Consider the following 18,754-nt stretch of genomic DNA (forward strand, 5'->3'; position numbering starts at 1 on the left):
GTGACCACGACGCTAACGGAACCGGTCGTGCCCGGAAGCGGTGAGCGAAGACACGAACCCCGGATGCGAACGAGCGTTAACCTGGGTCCGCGAACGTGAACACGAAGGGAACGGCACAGATGCAGATCAACGGCACCGCGGCGCTCGTCACCGGGGGCGCGTCCGGCCTCGGCGGGGCGACGGCGAAGGCCCTGGCGGCCCGGGGCGCGCGGGTGTTCGCGCTGGACCTGGCGTCGTCCATCGAGAAGGCCGAGCAGGTCGAGGGCATCACCTACGTCGAAGCGGACGTCACCGACGTCGAGCAGGTCGAGGCCGCCGTCGCGACCGCGGCCGGCTCCGGGGTGCCGCTGCGGACCGTGGTGAACTGCGCCGGCATCGGGCCGTCCGCGCGGATCCTGTCCAAGAAGGGCCGCCACGACCTCGCGCTGTACGCGAAGGTCATCCAGATCAACCTGATCGGCACGTTCAACGTGCTGACCATCGCGTCCGAGGCGATCGCGAAGACCGAGCCCCTCGAGGACGACGCCCGCGGCGTCATCATCAACACCGCGTCCATCGCCGCGTTCGACGGCCAGATCGGGCAGGTCGCCTACTCGTCGTCCAAGGGCGGCGTCGTCGGCATGACGCTCCCCGCGGCCCGCGACCTGGCCTCGCACGGCATCCGCGTGCTGACCATCGCGCCGGGCATCGTCGACACCCCGATGCTCGCCACGGTCAGCGACGAGTTCCGCGCGTCGCTCGCGGCCGGCGTCCCGTTCCCGAAGCGGCTCGCGCGGCCGGACGAGTACGCGCAGCTCGCGCTGTCTCTCATCGACCACGACTACCTGAACGGCGAGGTGGTCCGGATGGACGGCTCGCTGCGGATGGCCCCGCGCTGAAACCGACCGCCGGGGCACGCTCCCGTGCCCCGGCGGTCGGTTTCAGCGGGTCAGCCGGATCTCCAGGCCGATGCCGTCGGCGGTGACCGAGCAGCCGCCGAAGGCGCTTTCCCCGGCCAGCGCCTCGAACTGCTCGCGCGTGAACGCCCGCCGCCGCAGCCACGCCAGCGCCTGCCGGGTGGTGAAGCCGCTGATCGCGCCCAGGTTCATCCCGGCCACCTCGCGATCGATGTCGGCGCCGGTGGCCTCGTGGTTGAGGTCGTGGATCACCGCGTAGCCGCCCGGGCGCAGCACGCGGTGCATTTCGTTCAGCGCCGCCACCGGCTGGCGGAAGTTCTTGAACGCGGCCTGGCAGACCAGGTAGTCGAACGTCCCGGGTTCGAACGGCGCGTGCGTGATGTCGCCCTGCCGGAAGTCGACGTCGAGGCCGGCGCCGTTCTCCCGGGCGATCTCGACCATGGTGTGGCTGATGTCGAGCCCGGTGACGCGGAAGCCGCGCTTGGCCAGCTCCACGGCGAAGAAGCCGGGGCCGGGCGCCACCTCCAGGACTTCGGCGCCTTCGGGCCAGCCCGCGGTGACCTCGGCCGCCTGCCGCCGGTACTGCACGAGCTGGGCTTCGGTGCCGCGGTTCTTGGCGTACCAGCGGGCCTGGAAGCCCTCCATCTCGGGCACCTTGTGCTTGCGGGTCGTTTCCATCGGTTCCTACCTCTCCACGAACTCCCCCAGGTCGTCCGGGAGTTCGCCGGTTTCGTGGTAGCGCCGCCAGGCATCGAGGCCGGGCAGGGCGCCGGTGGTCAGTTCTTCGAGGAAGCCGCGCACCCAGCGCGCCTCGGCTTCCGTCATCGCGAGGTCGTACTCGACCTCCACCAGGAACAGCCGCGGCAGGAGCGGCCGCAGTTGTTCGAGCGCCGCGCGGTGCGCCTCCGCGCGTTCGCCGAGCTGCTCCAGCCGCTCCCGTAATCGGCTGATCGCCTGGTCCGGGCCGAGGACGCCGATCATCGACAGCCCGGCCTTGAACCGCGGCGGTTCCCGGTCGAGCGTGCCGACGAGCTCGCGGACCCAGTCCTCGAACTCCGCGCGCCCGGCCGGGGTGATCCGGTAGACGGTCCGCTCGGGGCGTCCGCCGTCCTTCACGCTCTCGACCGCCTCGACGAAGCCGTGTTTCTCGAGGTTGGCGACGACGGTGTAGAGCGAGCCCCACTTGATCGGCATGTCGGCGTCCTTGCCGCGCTGCTTGAGCACGGCCGCCATTTCGTACGGGTGCATGGGGCGTTCCTGCACGACGGAGAGGACGGCCAGCCCCAGGACGTTGGCGACCTTCCGCCGTTTCATTGCAACTCCTCGGCTACGAGTACTCGCAGACGAGTATTGCGGAAGACGCGCCAGTTGGCAAGTGTCTTAGTCGGCGAACTACTCAGAGATCGAACATGTACGGCACTTCGGCCTGCGCTCGGGCGTCGATCCACTCGCGCAGCGCGCGCGTCGCGAGGACGTCGTCCTCGTTGTAGCGCAGGAGCCGTTCGCGCTGGTCGTCGTCCGGTTTCTCGCCGTCCATGCCCACCGCGTCGCGGTACCAGCGCATCGACGCCTCGCCGCCCGCCTCCGGGTCGCGCCAGGAGAAGCCGGCCACCGGGGCGATCACCTTCAGGCCCTTGCCGTGGGAGCACAGGAACTGGTCGGTGACGCTGCGGAAGAGGTCCACCCACTGCTCGGAATCCACAAAGGACTGGATGTCCTTCTTCGACGGGACGCCGGGGTGGTGGCCGAAGCGCTCGACCGAGCCGAAGAGCCAGCGGTTCTCGGCGAGCGCGTTGTAGCAGTAGGCGCGGAAGGTCAGGCCCGCCGCTTCGGTGCGCTCGCGGACGTCGGTGAGCCAGGCCCAGAACTCGGCGAAGGACCGGGCCTCGTCGTCGGTGGGCAGCGGGTCCCACGTCGCGAAGGCGCGGTACCCCGGCGTGACACCGATGTCGGCCCCCGTGAGCAGGCAGCCCCAGAGGTACGCACCGGCGTCGCCGAAGCTCTCCATGTCGACGTCGACCTCGACGTCGGCACGCGGCACCACGACCCGGTCGACGCGGCGCACCAGCGTGAGGTCGGCCAGCCAGGCCCGGGCGAGCACGACGGCGTCCGGGAAGGTGACGCCGGTCCAGTTCACCTCCGGCGGCTCGCCCGCCGGGTCGAGCGCGGCCAGCTTGTCCACAGTGGACACCCCGGCCCGGCGCAGCTCGACGGCGTCCTCGCCGCGGACGACCAGGCTGACGTCCCGGGTTTCGGTGAGCACGACCTCGCACGTCGGCCACCACGGGCAGCGACGGCACTCCAGGACGCGCGAAGGCTCGGCGAGCGGCTCCTCGCCGTTCGCGGCGGCGGAGGCGATGGCGAGCCGGTCAGCGAACCGGGCTTGGTACTCGGTGAGCGCGTTGCGGCCGCCGGGCCAGGTGCCCGCGGTCAGGTCGTGCCAGACGACGACGTCGGCGTCGAGCCCGATGACCCCGCCGAGCGTGAGGCTCTCGTCGGCCTGCCCGAGCGTCTGCAGCATGCGGCGGATGTGCACGAGCCGGAGCTGGTCGCGCGGCTGCGACCGGACCTTGCGGCCTTCGTCGGCCTTCCGGTGCCCCGGGTCGAGATCGGTCAGCGCGGTGACGATCGCGCCGGCCCCGCGGTCGGTGATGCGGTGCCGCACGACGAGCACCGGGACGTACCCGCGGCCGCTGCGCACGAGCAGGTCGATGCCGCCCCGCCGGTGCCCGGCGGTGTCGACCGGCAGCAGCGCACCCCAGATGTAGCGGGCACCGTCGGCGAAGGCCTGCAGCGTCTGCTCGACGCGCTCGTGGGCGGGCAGGTCACGTCCGATCTTCACCCAGTGGTCGTCGTTGGCGGCCATCAGCCGGGCGACGATGTCCTCGCGGTGAGCGGTGGCGTCGTCGATCCGCTGCTGCGCGGTGGGGTCGGGCGGGGAAAGCGGTACCTCGCGCATCGCGGGGTCGTGTTCGAGGTGCACGCGCCGACGGCAGCGGCTGACCGCGCCCGCGTCGAGTACCACCTCGGTGTTCATGGAGATCACTCTAGATTCCCACCGCCGAGCCGACATGCCCGCCACCCAGGCGACCAGTAAGTTCGACCTCGACACGTCGCAGGAGGTGCCATGGCGCGCAAGGCCAAGGTCGAGGGTGAAGCCAGGTTCACCCCTAAGAGGGCGAAGAACGCGGTCGCGGTGGCGAAGGTGCTCGGCCCGGCGGTGATTCCGGTGGTGGCACCGCTGGCGGTGCGCGCGGCGGGCGCGGCCCGGGAGGCGTACGACCGCTACCAGGCGCGCAAGCTGGGGGTCTCGGTCGACCGGCTGGGCGAGTACACCGGCCGGGGCGCGGCTCTGCACGCCCGGATCGCGGGGGTGGCCGAGGGCTGCCAGGACCTGCAGAAGTCGGAGAAGGCGTCGAAGGCGGACCGGGATTTCGCGCGCGACGCGATGGGGACGTTGGAGCAGCTGTCGGCTTCGGTGCGGGCGGCGGAGCGCATGCCGGCGGCGCGGCGGAAGTCGGTCCACCGGGCGGTGGCCGGCGAGCTGGAGCGGCTCGAGGGGCAGTTGCTGAACCGGCTGGGGCTCTGACCGCACCGGCCGGCACCGCGGAAACTGTCGGTGCCGGCCGGTAGAGTCGAAAACGGGGGCGCCCCCGCGGGCTACTGGATGAAGCCCTTCTTGACCATCCAGTCGTGGGCCACCTTGCCCGCGTCCTGGCCGTCGACATCCACCTGCTTGCAGAGCTCGACCATCTGCTCGTTGTCGATCGCCGCGCTGACCTTCTCCAGCGGGCCGCGCACCTCCGGGTGCTGGTTCAGCCACTCCGTGCGCAGCGTCGCCACCGCGTTGTACTGCGGGAACGCCTTCTTGTCGTCCTCCAGCACCCGCAGGTTCAGCCCCGAGATGCGGCCGTCCGTCGTGAAGACCTCGCCGACCGGGCAGGTGCCGCTCGCCACCGCCGAGTAGATCGTGCCGATGCCGAAGTTCTTCACCGTCGGGTTCTGGAAGCCGTACGCCTTGACCGCCGCCGGGAAGCCGTCCTGGCGGCTGGTGAATTCCGTCTCCAGGCAGAACACCGCCTGGTCCGGCTTCTGCTTGATGAACGCCGCCAGGTCCGACGTCGTCTTCAGGTTGTTGTCCGCGCCGTACTTCTCCGTCACCGCGAACGCGTACTGGTCGTTCAGCGGCGAATAGTTGAGCCAGGTGACGCCGAACTTCTCCGCGTCCGCCTTGGCGGTGGCCTCGTACTGGGCCTTCTCGCCGCCGGGCACCGGGAGCTCGTTGCCCTGGTAATTGATCCAGCCCGTGCCCGTGTACTCCCACGTCACGTCCGTCTGCCCGGACAGCAGCGCCTGCCGCGACGAGTTCGACCCCTTGATGTCCGACAGGTCCACGACGTCCGCGCCCGCGGCCGTCAGGGCCATCTCGGCCATGTACGCCAGGATGATGTTCTCGGTGAAGTCCTTGGACCCCACCGTCACCTTCACGCCCTGCAGGGCCGGGATCGGCTGGATCGAGCCCGGTTTGATGTCGTACGGCACCGCCTGGTTGACCGTCAGCCCGCAGGAGGACAACGTCAGGCCCAGCAGCGCCACGACGGCCAGTCGCCGGAGTTTCATCGCAGCCCCTTCGGTCCGAAGTACTGTTCGGCGACCGCGCCCAGCCAGTCGACCAGCAGCGCCAGGGCCACGGCCAGCACCGAGCCGGTCACCAGGACCGAGGTCAGGTTGAGCTTGTAGCCGGTGTCGATCAGCAGCCCGAACCCGCCGGCGTTGACGAACATGCCGAACGTCGCCGTGCCGACCGCCAGCACCAGGGACGTGCGCAGGCCGGCCAGGATGAGCGGGACGGCCAGCGGGAGCTCGACGCGCCAGAGGACCGCGCCCGCCGACATCCCGATGCCGCGGCCCGCGTCGATCAGGGCCGGGTCGACCTGCTGGATGCCGACCATCGTGTTCCGCAGCACCGGCAGCAGCGAATAGAACGCCAGCGGCAGCGCCGCCACCCAGATCCCGCCGGTCGCGCCGGTGACGATGAACCACAGCACCAGCACGCCCAGCGCGGGTGCGGCCTGGCCGATGTTCGCGACGGCCAGGAAGATCGGCGCCAGGAAGCGCGCCCACGGCCGCGTCACGACCACCCCGAGCGGTACCGCCACGAGCACGACGATCGCCGTCACGACGAGCGTCATCAGCACGTGGTCCCACAACGCGGTGAGCAGGGTCGGCGCGTTGAGCGTCTCCCTCTCCGTCGCGTTCAGGCCGCTGGAGAACACCGCGACCAGGGTCACCGCGACGATCACCAGCACCACGATCGGCTGGGCGAGCAGCCGGACGCGCTCCGCGCGTTTCGAGCCGGAATCGGTGCTGTAGCCGGTGTCGACGGCGGCCGTCGTCATGCCGGCACCTCTTCGTCGTTCGTGTGCTCCTCGCGCAGTTGCTGGATCGTCGCGATCACGGTGTCCAGCTGGATGGTGCCCGCGTACTCGCCGCGCGCGCCGGTGACCGGCACCGAGCCGCCCTCGGCGAGCATCGCCTCGAGCGCGTCCTGCAGCGTCGACTGCAGGCTGACGACGTCGCGCAGCGGCTTGCCCGCGGTGGCCAGCGAAGCCCCCGGGGTCAGCTCGCGGGTGTGCACCCAGCGCGTCGGGCGGCGGCGCGCGTCCAGCACCAGCGCGAAGTGCTTGCGCTGGTCTTCGAGCTTCTTGCGGATCTCGACCGGGTCGTCGGACACCGTCGCCGTCAGCGCGTCCTGCTGGAGCTCGACGTCGCGGACGCGCAGCAACGTCAGCTGCTTCAGCGACGCACCCGCGCCCACGAAGCCCGCGACCGTGTCGTCCGCCGGGTTCGCCAGGATCGCTTCGGGCGTGTCGTACTGCAGGATCGTCGACTGGTTGCCGAGCACCGCGATCTTGTCGCCCAGCTTGACGGCCTCGTCGAAGTCGTGCGTGACGAACACGATCGTCTTCTTCAGCTCGCTCTGCAGGCGCAGCAGTTCGTCCTGCAGGTTGCCGCGGGTGATCGGGTCGACCGCGCCGAACGGCTCGTCCATCAGCAGCACCGGCGGGTCCGCGGCCAGCGCCCGCGCGACTCCGACGCGCTGCTGCTGGCCGCCGGAGAGCTGGCGCGGGAAGCGGTCGCGGAAGTCGGCCGGGTCCAGCCCGACCAGGTCCATCATCTCCTCGACCCGGTCGTTGACCTTCTTCTTGTCCCAGCCGAGCAGGCCCGGCACCACCGCGATGTTCTGCGCGACGGTGAAGTGCGGGAACAGCCCGGCCTGCTGGATGGCGTAGCCGATGCGCCGGCGCAGCGTGTCGACGTCGAGCTTCAGCGCGTCCTCGCCGCCGATGGTGATCTTGCCCGACGTCGGCTGGACCAGCCGGTTGATCATCCGCATGGTCGTGGTCTTGCCGCAGCCGGACGGGCCGACGAAGACGACGATCTTGCCCGCGGGCACGACCATCGAGAAGTCGTCGACCGCCGCCGAGCGGGTGCCGGGGTACCGCTTGGTCACGTGCTCCAGCTCGATCTCGACGCCGGAGACTTCCTCGTTCTCAGCCACGGACACCCCTTGAGACGGTGAAGCGCTTGATCAGGACGTAGACGCCGTCGAGGAGCAGGGCGAGGATGACCACCCCGACCGTGCCGGTGACGGCTTGGTTGAGGGAGTTCGTGCTCCCCGCGTTCGTGAGCCCGGAGAAGACCTCGGCACCGAAGCCGGGGCCCTTCGCGTAGGCGGCGATCACGGCGATGCCCATCAGCATCTGCGTGGCCACCCGCATGCCGGTGAGGATCGCCGGCCAGGCCAGCCGCAGCTCGACCCGGGTGAGCACGCCGAAGCGGCTCATCCCGATGCCGCGGGCGGCGTCGGTGACCGCCGGGTCGACGCCGTCGAGCCCGACGATGGTGTTCCGGACGATCGGCAGCAGGCCGTAGAGCACCAGCGCGATCACGGCGGTCGTCGGACCGAGCCCCGAGAGGGGGATCAGCAGGCCCAGGAGGGCGAACGACGGGACCGTCAGGATCGTGCTCGCCAGCGCCGTGGCCACCGCCGAGCCGATCGGGCTGCGGTACACCGCGACCCCGATCAGCACGCCGAGGACCGCGGCGATGATCGTGCACTGCACCACCATGCTGGTGTGCAGGTAGGCCTCCAGCCACAGCTTGCTCGCCCGGTCGGAGATGTAGTCGAAGAGGTTCATCCGTGTCCGCTCTCCCGCCCTTCGCGCCGGCTTCACCCGAACGGGCTAGTTCCTGACCGACGGCTCAGTACCCACGGCACGACCGGTCCAAACCCCGGTCTTCGGCCCACCGTGGCCTACCGGCCGGAGATCGGCAACAAATCGCCTGAACCAGCGCGCGATGCGGGACGTGAACTCGGTGTGTGCTCAGTTCCCGGGATCACCCGCTCACAGCGGAGCGGGTCCCCTAGGCTGCTCTTCATGAGCGATCCGGTACGGCGTCCCGCCGTGCTCGGAGCTACCCGCGGCACACTGCTCGCCGTGAGCACCGCGGCACTTTCCGTGACCGCACACCGGATCGCCGACGGTGGGCTCCCGGATCCGGCGATGACCCTCCTGCTCACCGGCCTGTTCGGCTGGACCGCGGCCGCGCTCGCCCGCAAGGCGCGCGGGCCGCTCGCCACGATCACCCTGCTCGGCGTCGCCCAGCTGGTGATGCACCTGCTGCTCACCACGCTCGCCGGCCACCACGACATGTACGCCATGCCGGGACCCACCGGGTTCGGCATGATCGCCGCGCACGCGATCGCGACCGTGCTCACCGCGCTGCTGCTCGCCCGCGCGGACACGATGCTCCTCACGGTGCTGGCCGTGCTGCGCGCGATCCTGCCGCGCCTGCTCACCCCGCTGCCGGTGCCGTCCGCGGCCCCCGCGCTCGTCCCGGCCCGCGTGACCGGCCCGGACCACCTCGTCGGCGTCGACCTGCGCCGGATCCGCGGGCGGCGTGGCCCGCCCGCCCACTCCTGAACCCCAGCTCGTCCCCGAAAACGGCCGGTCCCCGAACCGAGCCGTCCCCTTTTCTTGAGTTCATCAGGAGTGAACCCATGTCCCAGCACGTCTTCAAGCGCGCCGGTTTCCTCGCCGCCACCATCGGTGTCGCCGGTCTCCTCGGCGCCGGCGTCGCGTCCGCGCACGTCACGGCCAACGTCTACGGCCCGCAGCCCACGAAGGGCGGCTACGCGGCGATCGTCTTCCGCGTGCCGAGCGAGGAGAAGGACCCGATCACCACCACGAAGGTCGCCGTCGACTTCAAGGCGGACTACGGCATCGGCTCGGTCCGGACCAAGCCGGTCCCCGGCTGGACCGCTCAGGTGACGAAGTCGAAGCTGCCCACCCCGATCACCAAGGACAACGGGACGCAGATCACCGAAGCCGTCACCGCGGTCACCTGGACCGCGCAGCCGGGCAGCGAGCTCAAGGCCACCGACTACCAGGAGTTCGCGGTGAGCTTCGGGCCGCTGCCGACCAACGTCGACCAGGTCGAGTTCCCGGCCCACCAGACCTACAGCGACGGCAAGGTCGTCGACTGGAACCAGCCGACCCCGGCGAACGGCGAGGAGCCGGAGCACCCGACGCCGGCCGTGAAGCTGGCCGCCAAGTCGGAAGGCGACGAGCACGGGATGGCCGCGAACACCGCGGCCACCACCGGGGAGCACACTGAAGCCGCGGCGGCATCCGACAACACGGCGCGCTGGCTCGGCGGGGCCGGCCTGCTCGTCGGTGCCATCGGCCTCGGCGTCGGGGCCGGCGCGACCATCCGGGCCCGCAAGGCCACGGCCAAGTCGGGAGGCAACAGCTAAATGCGCAGGGCCCTCCTCGCGCTGGCGTTGACGGGGGTGGCCGTGCTCGGCACGGCCACCCCGGCGCTGGCGCACAACGTGCTGATCTCTTCGGACCCGGCGAACGGCTCGTCCGTCGCCGCCGGGCCGGCGAAGATCAGCCTGACCTTCGACCAGTACGTGCAGGGCGCGGACGTCAACCAGATCGCGGTGACCGGACCCGGCGGCGGCCAGTGGGCCGAGGGGCCGATCACGGTGGTGAACAACGTCATCAGCGCGCCGCTGCGGCCGCTCGGCCCGGCCGGGAAGTACACCGTCGGCTACCGGGTGCTGTCCGCGGACGGCCACCCGGTGACCGGTGAGCTCAGCTTCACGCTGACGGCCGCGGGCACCGGCACACCGGCCACCGTCGACGCGGCGAGGTCGCCCGGCGGCTCCGCGTCGGCGTCCCCGCAGCAGTCGTCGTCCACCGGCGTGCCGATCTGGGTCTGGATCGCCGGCGCCGTCGTGCTGCTGGCGATCGGGCTGACCGTGGCGCTGCGCTCCGGCGGCAAGATCGAAGAGAAGAACTGATGACCCAGGCCGAGGCCACCACGAAGGTCCGCTACTCGACACTGCTCTGCGTCGTGACGGCGGGCCTGCTGGGCGCCCTCATCGGTGTCGCGCTGACCGCCACCACCCCGGTCCCCGGTGTGGTGCAGCCCGACGCGGTGGTCTCGGCCGGCATCCCGGTCGTCCGGGTCCTGCTCGACCTCGCCGCGGTCACCACGATCGGGCTGGCGCTGCTGTCCGTGCTCGTCGGCTACGACCGGCCGAAGCTGACCGAACCGGTCATGCGGCTGGCCCGCCCGGCCGGCGTCGCGGCCGCGCTCGTCTGGGCCACCACCGCGGTCGTCGCGCTGATCCTGCAGACCGCGGAGTACAAGCCGGGTTCGCCGACGCTCGCGCCGTCGGACATCGGGCAGTACATCGCCGACGTCGGCGCCGGGAAGGCGCTCGTCATCGTCGCCGCGCTCGCGCTCGTCCACGCCGGCATCGGCGCGCTGGCGCTGCGGTTCGGCGAGAAGGTGCCCGCCGAGGTCCGCGTCGGGCTCGGCCTGTTCGCGCTGCTGCCGCTGCCGGTCACCGGGCACGCGTCGAACTGGAACTACCACGACTACACGATGATCTCGATGGAGCTGCACGTCATGAGCGCGGTCGCCTGGACCGGCGGCCTCGGCGCGATGACTGTGCTCCTGGTCGCGAACCGGACGCTGCTGGCGCACGCGCTGCCGCGGTTCTCCAAGCTCGCGACGCTCTGCCTGGTCATCTCCGCCGCCACCGGGCTGTTCAACGGCCTGATCGAGATCTCGCTCAACCCGACCATCGGCTTCTGGGCGGCCATCTTCACGACGCCGTACGGGCAGCTGCTCGTCCTGAAGCTCGTCTGCACCGGCGCCATCGCGCTGCTCGGCGCGAACGTCCGCTGGCGCCTGATGCCGCGGATCGTCCGGCACGACCGCACGGCGCTCGCCGCCTGGGCGACGCTCGAGCTGACCGTGATGGGTCTGGCGTTCGGGTTCGCCGTCGTGCTGACCCGCGCGCCGGTCGTCGCCTCCTGAACCGTCGTCGTCGCAGGTAGGACCCGGTCCGAAGTCACGGCGAGTAGCTGCAACTTGCGCATTGGGATGATCCGGCATCCATTGGGGGTGACCGGTCGAGCCGAACTTTCTACCCAGAGCTGACCGCCTTTTGGATGCGACGAACGGTCATATGCAGTCGGCGAATGCACGTGCAGTCTGTGGTGTCGATCACACCAAGTGACAGATGACGGTCAGCGGTAACGCGTCCAGCGCACGTCCGTCCGGCCGTTCCGAAGGTCGTCCAGACGGCGGAAGAGCTCGGGCCGCACCTGCGGCCGGCTGCGCAGGATGGGCAGCACGCTCGTCGTCAGCTTCAGCTCCCGGATGCCGCGGAGCACGGCGAACCCGGGCCAGGACGTCACGTCGAAGCCGTACGCCGCGGCGAACGTCCGGTACGCCACCTGCGGGTCGCCGAACCGCTCACGGCCGACCGCCAGCGGCGTCAGGTCCCACTCCGGCGGGCCGACGCACGAGGAGTCGAAGTCGCAGAGCACCGGCCCGTCCGGCCCGGGGATGACGTTGCCGGGGTACGCGTCGCCGTGGACCAGACCCCTGGGCAGCGGAAACTCCAGCTCGGCCAGCTCGGCTTCGAGTTCGGCGCAGCGGTCGAGCAGGAACTCGCGGTCGGCGTCGCTGATCTCTTCGGCGTCGGACACCCGGGCCCGCACCGCGGCGAACGGCGCCCACTCGGCGAGGCCCGGCGGCGGGGGCAGGGCGTGCACCTGGCGCAGCAGCCGGGCCAGGTCGACCGACGTCGCCGCCCGGCCGATGCTCGGCACCTGGTGCCACACGGTCACCAGGTGCCCGCCGACCTCCAGGGGCTGCTCGACGTCGCCGAGGAGCCGGATCGCGGGGACGCCGTGGCGTTCGAAGTGCCGGGCCACCCGAACGACCGTGCCGACGCGGTGCCGCAGCTGCGTCGAGCCGACGATCCGGACCACGAAAGGCGCGCTGACCAGCGCGTACACCGCGTTGTTGGTGAACCGCAGCAACCGCGCGCCCGCCGGGTCGAAGCCCAGCAGCGAGCAGGTCTCGGCCAGCACGCCACGCAGCTTCCCCGAGGTGAACCGGCCGTCCAAAACCGCGCCGGCGCTCTCGGGGTCAGGCGGCGTAGAAAGCGTGGAGGCGGTCAGCGAGGTCACGGGCGTCGGCGTTGTTGCGGCGGCGCTCGGCCTCTTCCTGCAGGGGCCGCATCCGGTCCTTGACCCGCTCCGACTTGATGCCCTCGGCGCAGTCGATGGCCTTGCCGCCGACCTTGGCGCCGTGGTCGAGGTCGCCGTCCAGCAGGTGGTTGGTGGCGAGCGCGCTCAACATGAACGTCTTGGAGCGGGCCATCTCGTCGTCGTAGGACTCGACGGCCCTGGTCAGCGCCGGGATCGCGTACTTCGTGTGCTCGGCGTTCTTCTGCGCGAGGACCGTGTGGACGGTGCCGACCATGGCGTAGACGTCGGTCTCGGTGAAGAACTTGACCCACGACTCGGCTTCGGCCAGGTTGGCGCGCTCGAACTCGTCCTTGCTCCGGCCGAGCAGCTTCACCGCCTGCTCTTCGTTGCCCATCATCGCGTAGGCCCAGGCCTCGTTCGCGCAGAGCACGGAAACGGCCAGCTCGGAACCGCTTTCCTGAGCGGCGATCTGGCCCAGCTGGAACAGCTTCAGCGCGTCGTTCGGGGCGTCCTGGTGCAGGTAGACGCGGCCCATGCGGTAGAGCACGTTGGCCACCAGCGGATGGTTTTCGCCCTGCTTGGCCAGGTCCAGCGCGTTCGCGAAGTGGCCGCGGGCGGAGTCCATCAGACCGGTGTCGAACGAGGTCCAGCCGGCCAGCGAGTGGAGGTCGGCGAGCGCGACGTACAGCCGGTTCTTGACGATTTCCGTGCCGTGCGCCTCGAGCATCTGCTGGCCCCAGGACAGCTGCGCCACCACGGCGTCGCGGCAGAACCCGCCGCCGTACTGGTAGTCGAGCGCCCGCAGCGCCCGCGTCGCGGCTTCGACCTGGCGGACGTCGGTCATGCCGATGCGCCCGGGCGCCGGCGTCCTGGCCGGCCCGGCCGCCCAGGTGCCCGATTCCGGACCGAACACCGCCGCACCCATCGTGACCTGGGCAGCGTGCGCGAGGAACCTCCGTCGCTTCACGGACTCGTCCTCCTCAGCCTGCTGGCCGTCGGCGGAGCCGACGACCCGTATCGCCGTGGCCTCGTCGTAGGCGAGGCCCATGTACCCACGGGGGACGCCCAGGCCGTCGGCGATCCTCGTGAGCACGTCGTAGGCCATGACCTGGCGACCCTTGAGGATCTCCGACACCTCGGACTGGGACTGGCCGGTCATCGCGGCGATCTGGCGCTGCGAGACACCGTGCTTGCGCAGGAGCCGGTAAACGGCGCTGATCTCGCGCGACGCGAGAGCCGTTCTCATCTCCGGCTGCTCCCACGCGTCAGCGGGAACTGCGTGGCTCTGCCGGGCTTCGGCACTGCCACCGTTACTGGCGTCCATCGCGCCCCCTCCACTGTCCGGTCGGGCGTCTGTGAAACAGCGTAGGCAAACCTGCGGAACCGTGTGAACAGCCGAACTGGTGCCCTGATCGGTCGGGGCGAAGTCCGCTGACCGCTTACCGTGGAACCGAGCCCAGTCACCGCTATGACGCCGGTTTCACCTTCTATCGCACTCGGTTTCACCTCACTGTAGTTGTCAGATCTCCGTCACCGGCCGCACACCGGTAGCGATCACGGAGAGCTACGAAAACCGCAGCGTCGTGACAAGGCGATGTTGCAGAAGGCATCTTCGGACACTTTCGACAGAGCGGAGAAGGGCGTGGAGTTCGTGGACTCGTTCGCAGGGGGACATGCCGGCACGGCGACCCGCGCCGTGCGGCCGGCGATGGTCTCTCCCGCCCCCGCTGTCCGTCCCGTCACCCCGGCCGCCGCGGTGGATCCCCGCACCGCGAGCGTCCGCCACTACGAGGGCGGTCAGCTCGTGTGGCGCGTGCAGTGCGGCGACCTCATCAGCCGCGAACGCGCGGTGACGGTGTTCGTCGAAGACAACCAGGTGGTACTGGTCTCGCCTCCCGGTGAGACCGCGCGGCTGACGTCCGGCCAGCTCGGACAGCTGCGCGCCGCGCTCAACGAAGCCGCCAAGATGGCGGAAAGGTAACGGTGAGCTGACATGGATCAGGTACTCGGGCAGGTCCTCCGCAATGCGGTCTGGGAGCGCCTCGACATGCTGACCGACCTGGCGAACCGCGCCGACGCCCAGTCGCTCGTCTCGGTCGCGCGCTCCGAACTGCCCCGGTTGACCGAGGCGTGGCGCGCGATGCTGAAGATGCACGAGCCCGACGAGCGCGGCGACTGCCCGACCTGCTCGACCCGGTGGCACCGCTGCAAGGCGCCGTGCTCGGTCTGGCAGGTCGCGCACGAACACCTGGTGGCCGGCGGCCTGGCCCCGCAGCAACAGTCCGCGACGGACCGCCGCCTGCAGGGTCGCCGCAAGAGCCCCGTCCCGGCCCACCCCGCGCCGCCCACCGCGGCCGAGACCACCGGTCGCCACGCGCTCGTGAACCCGCGCCGAGCGGTCACGGCCTGACCCCCTGAACCGGCGAGCCGCGGCCGGCCGATCGCCCCATCGGACCCGCGTCCGCACTCGCCCCGGCCGAGGACTGTTTCGCCCGCACCCCCGAGCAGCGCGAACCAGTCCTCGGCCAACACCCGGTCCCCACCGCGATTAATCGAAAAAAATCCGCGTTAGGCCTAGCCCAGGCGGTAATCCCCCGCTAGATTGATCAACACAAGCGGTATGGACCACTGGTTCACCCGCTCTGTTCGCCCGAGCGGCCCACGAATTCCGCGGGCCGGTGCCGTTGCACTCCCCTCCCCCGACCGGCACCGGCCCGCGGTTCCACGTCTAGCGAACCGCCTTCACCCTCAGCACGAGCACCGCGGCCAGCAGCGTCGCGATCGCCGAAGCCGCGAAGAGCCCCGGATAGCCGCCGAGGTAGGCGAGCACCAGCGGCGTCACCAGCGGCGCGACCACCTGCGGCAGCGAGTTCGCGATGTTGATGATGCCGAAGTCCTTGGCCCGGTTCTGCGCCGCGGGGAGCACCTGCGTCAACATCGCCAGCGCGACCGCCATGTACGCCCCGAAGCCGACGCCGAGCAGCGGGGACGCGGCGAGCGCGACCGGCCAGCTCTGCCAGAGGACCAGGAGCAAAGCGGCCAGTGCCATGACTCCGGAGGCCACCAGGACGTACGGCTTGCGCCGTCCGGACTTGTCGGAGAAGTGCCCGGCGAGCACCGCGCCGCCGACGAGCGCGACGCCGTACAGCGCCATCATGATCAGCAGGCCGTTTTCCGGGTCCGGGTAGTGCACCGCGTCCTGCAGGAAGAACAAGAGGTAGAGCGTGCCGAACGCGTTGCCGAGGTTGATCATGAAGTGGCAGCTCCACGCCCACGCGAAGTCCGGGTACTTCCGGGGCGACACCCAGAAGTCCCGCAGCACCTGGCGCAGCACCCACGGCGGGCGAGCCTCGATCGGCAGCCGCGCGTCCGGCGTCCGGAGCACGAAGAACGCGGCACCGATCACGACGATCCCCGCGCAGACCGCGTAGGCCGGCGGCAGCCCGGCCATGCCGAGCACGACGACGACCACGACCGCACCCAGGACCGTGCCGAGCATCTGCGCGATGCCGACGAGACCGCCGACCACGGCGAGCTGCTGCACCGGAACCCGATCGGGCAACGCCGCCATGAGCGCGGCGAGCATGCCGTTGAGGCCGCCCTGCACGAGGCACCAGCCGACGATCATCACGACGACCGTCGGCGCCAGCGCCAGCACTCCCAGCCCGACGGCGGCGACGATCGCGCCGGCGACGGTCCACGGGTGCCGCCGCCCGAACCGGGAGCAGGTCCGGTCGGACAGCAGCCCGATCGCGGGGTTGGCGACCAGCGCCACCGCCGCGCCGAAGCCCATCACCACCCCGAGCACGGTTTCCTTGTTCACGGCGTCGAGCAGCTCGGCCTGCTTCGGCAGCAGCACCTGAATGGGCGCGTAGACACCCAGCCAGAGCGCGATGTTGGCGAAGAACAGCAGGCTCATCCAGCCGGGCCGCACCCGCACGGTGGGTTCGGCGAGCGCCTCGGGGACCGCCTGGGTCGTTTCACTCATTCCGCACCAGCTTCCGGTACCAGTGGAACGAGTCCTTCGGCGTCCGCCGCAGGGTCTCGTAGTCGACGTGCACCAGGCCGAAGCGCGGCGCGTAACCCTTGGACCACTCGAAATTGTCCAGCAGGGACCAGCAGAAGTAACCACGGACGTCGACGCCGGCGTCCATCGCCTCGCGCAGCGCGACGAGGTGACCGTGCAGGAAGTCGATGCGTTCGGGATCGTGGACCCCGCCGTCTTCGGCGACTTCGTCGGCGAAGCTGCAGCCGTTCTCGGTGATCTGGATGGGCGGCAGCTTGTCCTGGTAGCGGTGGTGGAAGTCCAGCAGCAGTTCGCGCAGGGCGTGCGGGACGATCGGCGAACCGTTCGTCGTCATCGGGTAACCCTCGATGTCCCGCAGCTCGAAGGGCAGCGGGTTGCCGGAGCCGGGCATCGCGACACCCTGCGGCTCGTAGTAGTTGATGCCGTAGAAGTCGAGCGGCTGCGCGATGGTCGGCAGATCGTCGGCGAACCCGGCGGGCAGGTGCGGATGCAGCTCTTCGGGGTAGGTGCCGAGCAGCATCGGGTCGGCGTAGAGCCGGTTGAGCAGCGCGTCGAGGTAGGCCGCGGCGTCCTGGGCGTCGTCGTCGGCGGGCCAGATGGGCGAGTGGTTGTTGGCCGTGCCGATGTTCGTGGCGCCCGCGGCGCGCAGGGCCTGGATCGCGAGGCCGTGCGCGAGGTTCTGGTGGTGCGCGGTGGGAATGGCGTCCAGCAGCAGGACCTTGCCGGGCGCGTACTCGCCGATGCCGTAGCCGAAGATGGACATCACCATGGGCTCGTTGAGCGGAATCCACAGTTTCACCCGATCGGCGAAGCGCTCTCCGAGGATCCGGGCGTACTCGGCGAAGCGCTCAGCGGTCGCCCGGGAGAGCCAGCCGCCCTCGTCTTCGATGGCTTGGGGGGTGTCCCAGTGGTAGAGCGTGACGGCGGGAGCGATCCCGGCCTCGCAGACGGCGTCGATGAGCTTGTCGTAGAAGCCGAGGCCTTCGGGGTTGGGCGCGCCCGTCCCGTCGGGCTGGATCCGCGGCCAGGCGATGGACATCCGGTAGGCCCCGACGCCGAGTTCCGCCATCAGCGCGATGTCTTCGGGGTAGCGGTGGTAGTGGTCGGCGGCTACGTTGGCTTGTTCACCGCGGGCGATCTTGCCCTCGGTCGCGGTGAAGGTGTCCCAGATGGACGGTCCGCGCCCACCTTCGCTGGTGGCGCCTTCGATCTGGAACGCCGATGTCGAAACACCCCAGAGGAAGTCGGGCGGGAAGTTCGGGTTCTGCACCGGCTGCTGACCCCTTCGTCAGGGCACCCGTACGGGTGAACATGAAAAGTTCTCATATACTAGGTCTTCACTCGTCCGTGGGGAAGCCCGTCGGCACGATAAAGTCCCAGATCAGACGAGGAGGAGCGCCGTGTCCGACAGCCAGGCCGCGAAGGTGCCGGCGGAAGCCACCCCCTTACGCCGCCAGCCGGTCCAGCAGCGAAGCGCGAAGAGGGTCGAGCAGATGCTCGACGCGAGCGCGGCGTTGATCGACGAGCTCGGTTACGACGCGCTGACGACGACCTTGATCGCCAAGCGGGCCGGGGTCGCCGTGGGTTCGCTGTACCAGTTCTTCCCGGACAAGAGAGCCGTGGTCCAGGCTTTGACGGCCCGGAACCTCGAGCGCTTCGTGGGCGCGGTGAACGAGCGGCTCAAGCAGCTGGGCCCGGAGCACTGGTGGGACGTCGTGGACTCGATCCTCGACATCTACCTGGAGATGCACCGGACGGTGCCGGGATTTTCGAAGGTCCACTTCGGCGACATCATCGACCGCCAGCTGCTCGACGAGACGCGCGACAACAACGCGGTGATCGTGGATTCGCTGACGGATCTGGTGGCCACGCAGGTGGATCGGCCGGTGGAGGACCTGCGGTTCGCGATCACGATCGCGAACGAGGTCGCCGATGCCCTGATGAAGCTGGCTTTCCGGCGGGAGCCGAGCGGGGACGAGAAGATCGTCGCCGAGGCGAAGTACGTGGTGAAGGGGTATCTGGCGGCTCGGTTCGGGGAGCGGTCGTAGGGCTGTCCACAGGAGTTGTCCACAGTTCGGTGTACCTGTGGACAACGTTGTGGTTCCGGGTGGGTTGTCAGTGGGGGCCGATAGACTGGAAGTGGGGGTTCCCCCAGGGAGGGCGGGCGCGCGCGTGCGTGATCCGGTGCTCCTCGACGGTCGCGAATGTTTCATTCGGGACGTCCGAGGTCCCGAATGAAACATTCG

Annotated in this window: 20 protein-coding genes; 9 read left to right on the top strand and 11 right to left on the bottom strand. The window is 70.2% G+C overall.

The window, feature by feature from the left end; all coding sequences use genetic code 11:
• Nucleotides 1-119 precede the first annotated feature (119 nt).
• Entirely contained in the window at nt 120-878 is a 759-nt protein-coding gene (locus ACWEF6_RS36840; RefSeq protein WP_449687199.1) for an SDR family NAD(P)-dependent oxidoreductase, read from the top strand.
• 42 nt (nt 879-920) lie between these two features.
• Here the strand turns inward: ACWEF6_RS36840 and ACWEF6_RS36845 are convergent, their stop codons facing one another.
• The 3 genes from ACWEF6_RS36845 to ACWEF6_RS36855 form a co-directional block, all read right to left on the bottom strand.
• Entirely contained in the window at nt 921-1,574 is a 654-nt protein-coding gene (locus ACWEF6_RS36845) for a class I SAM-dependent methyltransferase (RefSeq protein ID WP_449687186.1), read from the bottom strand.
• A gap of 6 nt (nt 1,575-1,580) precedes the next feature.
• The gene (locus ACWEF6_RS36850; RefSeq protein ID WP_449687187.1) at nt 1,581-2,210 is read right to left on the bottom strand and encodes a helix-turn-helix transcriptional regulator; all 630 of its coding nucleotides are present in this window, start codon (nt 2,208-2,210) and stop codon (nt 1,581-1,583) included.
• Nucleotides 2,211-2,292: 82 nt separating this feature from the next.
• Complete coding sequence (locus tag ACWEF6_RS36855; RefSeq protein ID WP_449687188.1) at nt 2,293-3,933, bottom strand: TM0106 family RecB-like putative nuclease; 1,641 nt, start codon at nt 3,931-3,933, stop codon at nt 2,293-2,295.
• A gap of 90 nt (nt 3,934-4,023) precedes the next feature.
• On the opposite strand from ACWEF6_RS36855, the gene ACWEF6_RS36860 reads away from it, so the two are divergent.
• Nucleotides 4,024-4,485: a DUF6474 family protein gene (locus ACWEF6_RS36860; protein ID WP_449687189.1), complete on the top strand. Its 462-nt coding sequence runs from the start codon at nt 4,024-4,026 to the stop codon at nt 4,483-4,485.
• Between the two features lie 71 nt (nt 4,486-4,556).
• Here ACWEF6_RS36860 and ACWEF6_RS36865 read toward each other — a convergent pair whose 3' ends face one another.
• From ACWEF6_RS36865 to ACWEF6_RS36880, 4 genes are read right to left on the bottom strand one after another with little or no spacing between them, the layout of a single operon-like run.
• Nucleotides 4,557-5,516: a glycine betaine ABC transporter substrate-binding protein gene (locus ACWEF6_RS36865; RefSeq protein ID WP_310968261.1), complete on the bottom strand. Its 960-nt coding sequence runs from the start codon at nt 5,514-5,516 to the stop codon at nt 4,557-4,559.
• Complete coding sequence (locus ACWEF6_RS36870; protein WP_449687190.1) at nt 5,513-6,295, bottom strand: ABC transporter permease; 783 nt, start codon at nt 6,293-6,295, stop codon at nt 5,513-5,515. The genes ACWEF6_RS36865 and ACWEF6_RS36870 overlap by 4 nt, the downstream gene beginning before the upstream one ends.
• A complete protein-coding gene (locus ACWEF6_RS36875) occupies nt 6,292-7,458 on the bottom strand; it encodes an ABC transporter ATP-binding protein (RefSeq protein ID WP_449687191.1) in 1,167 nt (388 codons plus the stop codon). Before ACWEF6_RS36875 ends, ACWEF6_RS36870 begins: the two co-directional genes overlap by 4 nt.
• On the bottom strand, nt 7,451-8,098 hold the full coding sequence (locus ACWEF6_RS36880) for an ABC transporter permease (RefSeq protein ID WP_003068987.1): 648 nt from the start codon (nt 8,096-8,098) through the stop codon (nt 7,451-7,453). Before ACWEF6_RS36880 ends, ACWEF6_RS36875 begins: the two co-directional genes overlap by 8 nt.
• Nucleotides 8,099-8,389: 291 nt before the next feature.
• Here ACWEF6_RS36880 and ACWEF6_RS36885 point away from each other — a divergent pair, with 291 nt between their 5' ends.
• The 4 genes from ACWEF6_RS36885 (at nt 8,390) to ACWEF6_RS36900 (ending at nt 11,297) form a co-directional block, all read left to right on the top strand.
• A complete protein-coding gene (locus tag ACWEF6_RS36885) occupies nt 8,390-8,884 on the top strand; it encodes a hypothetical protein (RefSeq protein ID WP_449687200.1) in 495 nt (164 codons plus the stop codon).
• 77 nt (nt 8,885-8,961) lie between these two features.
• Nucleotides 8,962-9,717, top strand: a complete 756-nt coding sequence (locus ACWEF6_RS36890) for a YcnI family copper-binding membrane protein (protein WP_449687192.1) — start codon at nt 8,962-8,964, stop codon at nt 9,715-9,717.
• Complete coding sequence (locus ACWEF6_RS36895; RefSeq protein ID WP_449687193.1) at nt 9,718-10,269, top strand: copper resistance CopC family protein; 552 nt, start codon at nt 9,718-9,720, stop codon at nt 10,267-10,269.
• Nucleotides 10,269-11,297, top strand: coding sequence for a copper resistance D family protein (locus ACWEF6_RS36900; protein WP_449687194.1), 1,029 nt, complete (start codon nt 10,269-10,271; stop codon nt 11,295-11,297). The genes ACWEF6_RS36895 and ACWEF6_RS36900 overlap by 1 nt, the downstream gene beginning before the upstream one ends.
• A gap of 212 nt (nt 11,298-11,509) precedes the next feature.
• Here the strand turns inward: ACWEF6_RS36900 and ACWEF6_RS36905 are convergent, their stop codons facing one another.
• A complete protein-coding gene (locus ACWEF6_RS36905; protein WP_449687201.1) occupies nt 11,510-12,397 on the bottom strand; it encodes a phosphotransferase family protein in 888 nt (295 codons plus the stop codon).
• 22 nt (nt 12,398-12,419) lie between these two features.
• A complete protein-coding gene (locus tag ACWEF6_RS36910; protein WP_310968267.1) occupies nt 12,420-13,805 on the bottom strand; it encodes a helix-turn-helix transcriptional regulator in 1,386 nt (461 codons plus the stop codon).
• A gap of 318 nt (nt 13,806-14,123) precedes the next feature.
• Between ACWEF6_RS36910 and ACWEF6_RS36915 the strand changes: the two genes are divergently transcribed.
• Entirely contained in the window at nt 14,124-14,462 is a 339-nt protein-coding gene (locus ACWEF6_RS36915; RefSeq protein WP_091305133.1) for a hypothetical protein, read from the top strand.
• Nucleotides 14,463-14,474: 12 nt separating this feature from the next.
• Nucleotides 14,475-14,891 carry a hypothetical protein gene (locus ACWEF6_RS36920; protein ID WP_310968268.1) on the top strand — a complete coding sequence of 139 codons (417 nt, stop codon included), beginning with the start codon at nt 14,475-14,477 and terminating at the stop codon, nt 14,889-14,891.
• Nucleotides 14,892-15,209: 318 nt separating this feature from the next.
• Here ACWEF6_RS36920 and ACWEF6_RS36925 read toward each other — a convergent pair whose 3' ends face one another.
• Entirely contained in the window at nt 15,210-16,469 is a 1,260-nt protein-coding gene (locus ACWEF6_RS36925) for an MFS transporter (protein ID WP_449687195.1), read from the bottom strand.
• The gene (locus ACWEF6_RS36930; RefSeq protein WP_449687197.1) at nt 16,462-17,778 is read right to left on the bottom strand and encodes a GH1 family beta-glucosidase; all 1,317 of its coding nucleotides are present in this window, start codon (nt 17,776-17,778) and stop codon (nt 16,462-16,464) included. Before ACWEF6_RS36930 ends, ACWEF6_RS36925 begins: the two co-directional genes overlap by 8 nt.
• A 130-nt stretch (nt 17,779-17,908) precedes the next feature.
• Here ACWEF6_RS36930 and ACWEF6_RS36935 point away from each other — a divergent pair, with 130 nt between their 5' ends.
• Nucleotides 17,909-18,556, top strand: a complete 648-nt coding sequence (locus ACWEF6_RS36935) for a TetR family transcriptional regulator (RefSeq protein WP_449687198.1) — start codon at nt 17,909-17,911, stop codon at nt 18,554-18,556.
• Nucleotides 18,557-18,754 lie beyond the last annotated feature (198 nt).

The sequence above is a fragment of the Amycolatopsis sp. NPDC004772 genome, assembly GCF_053601215.1.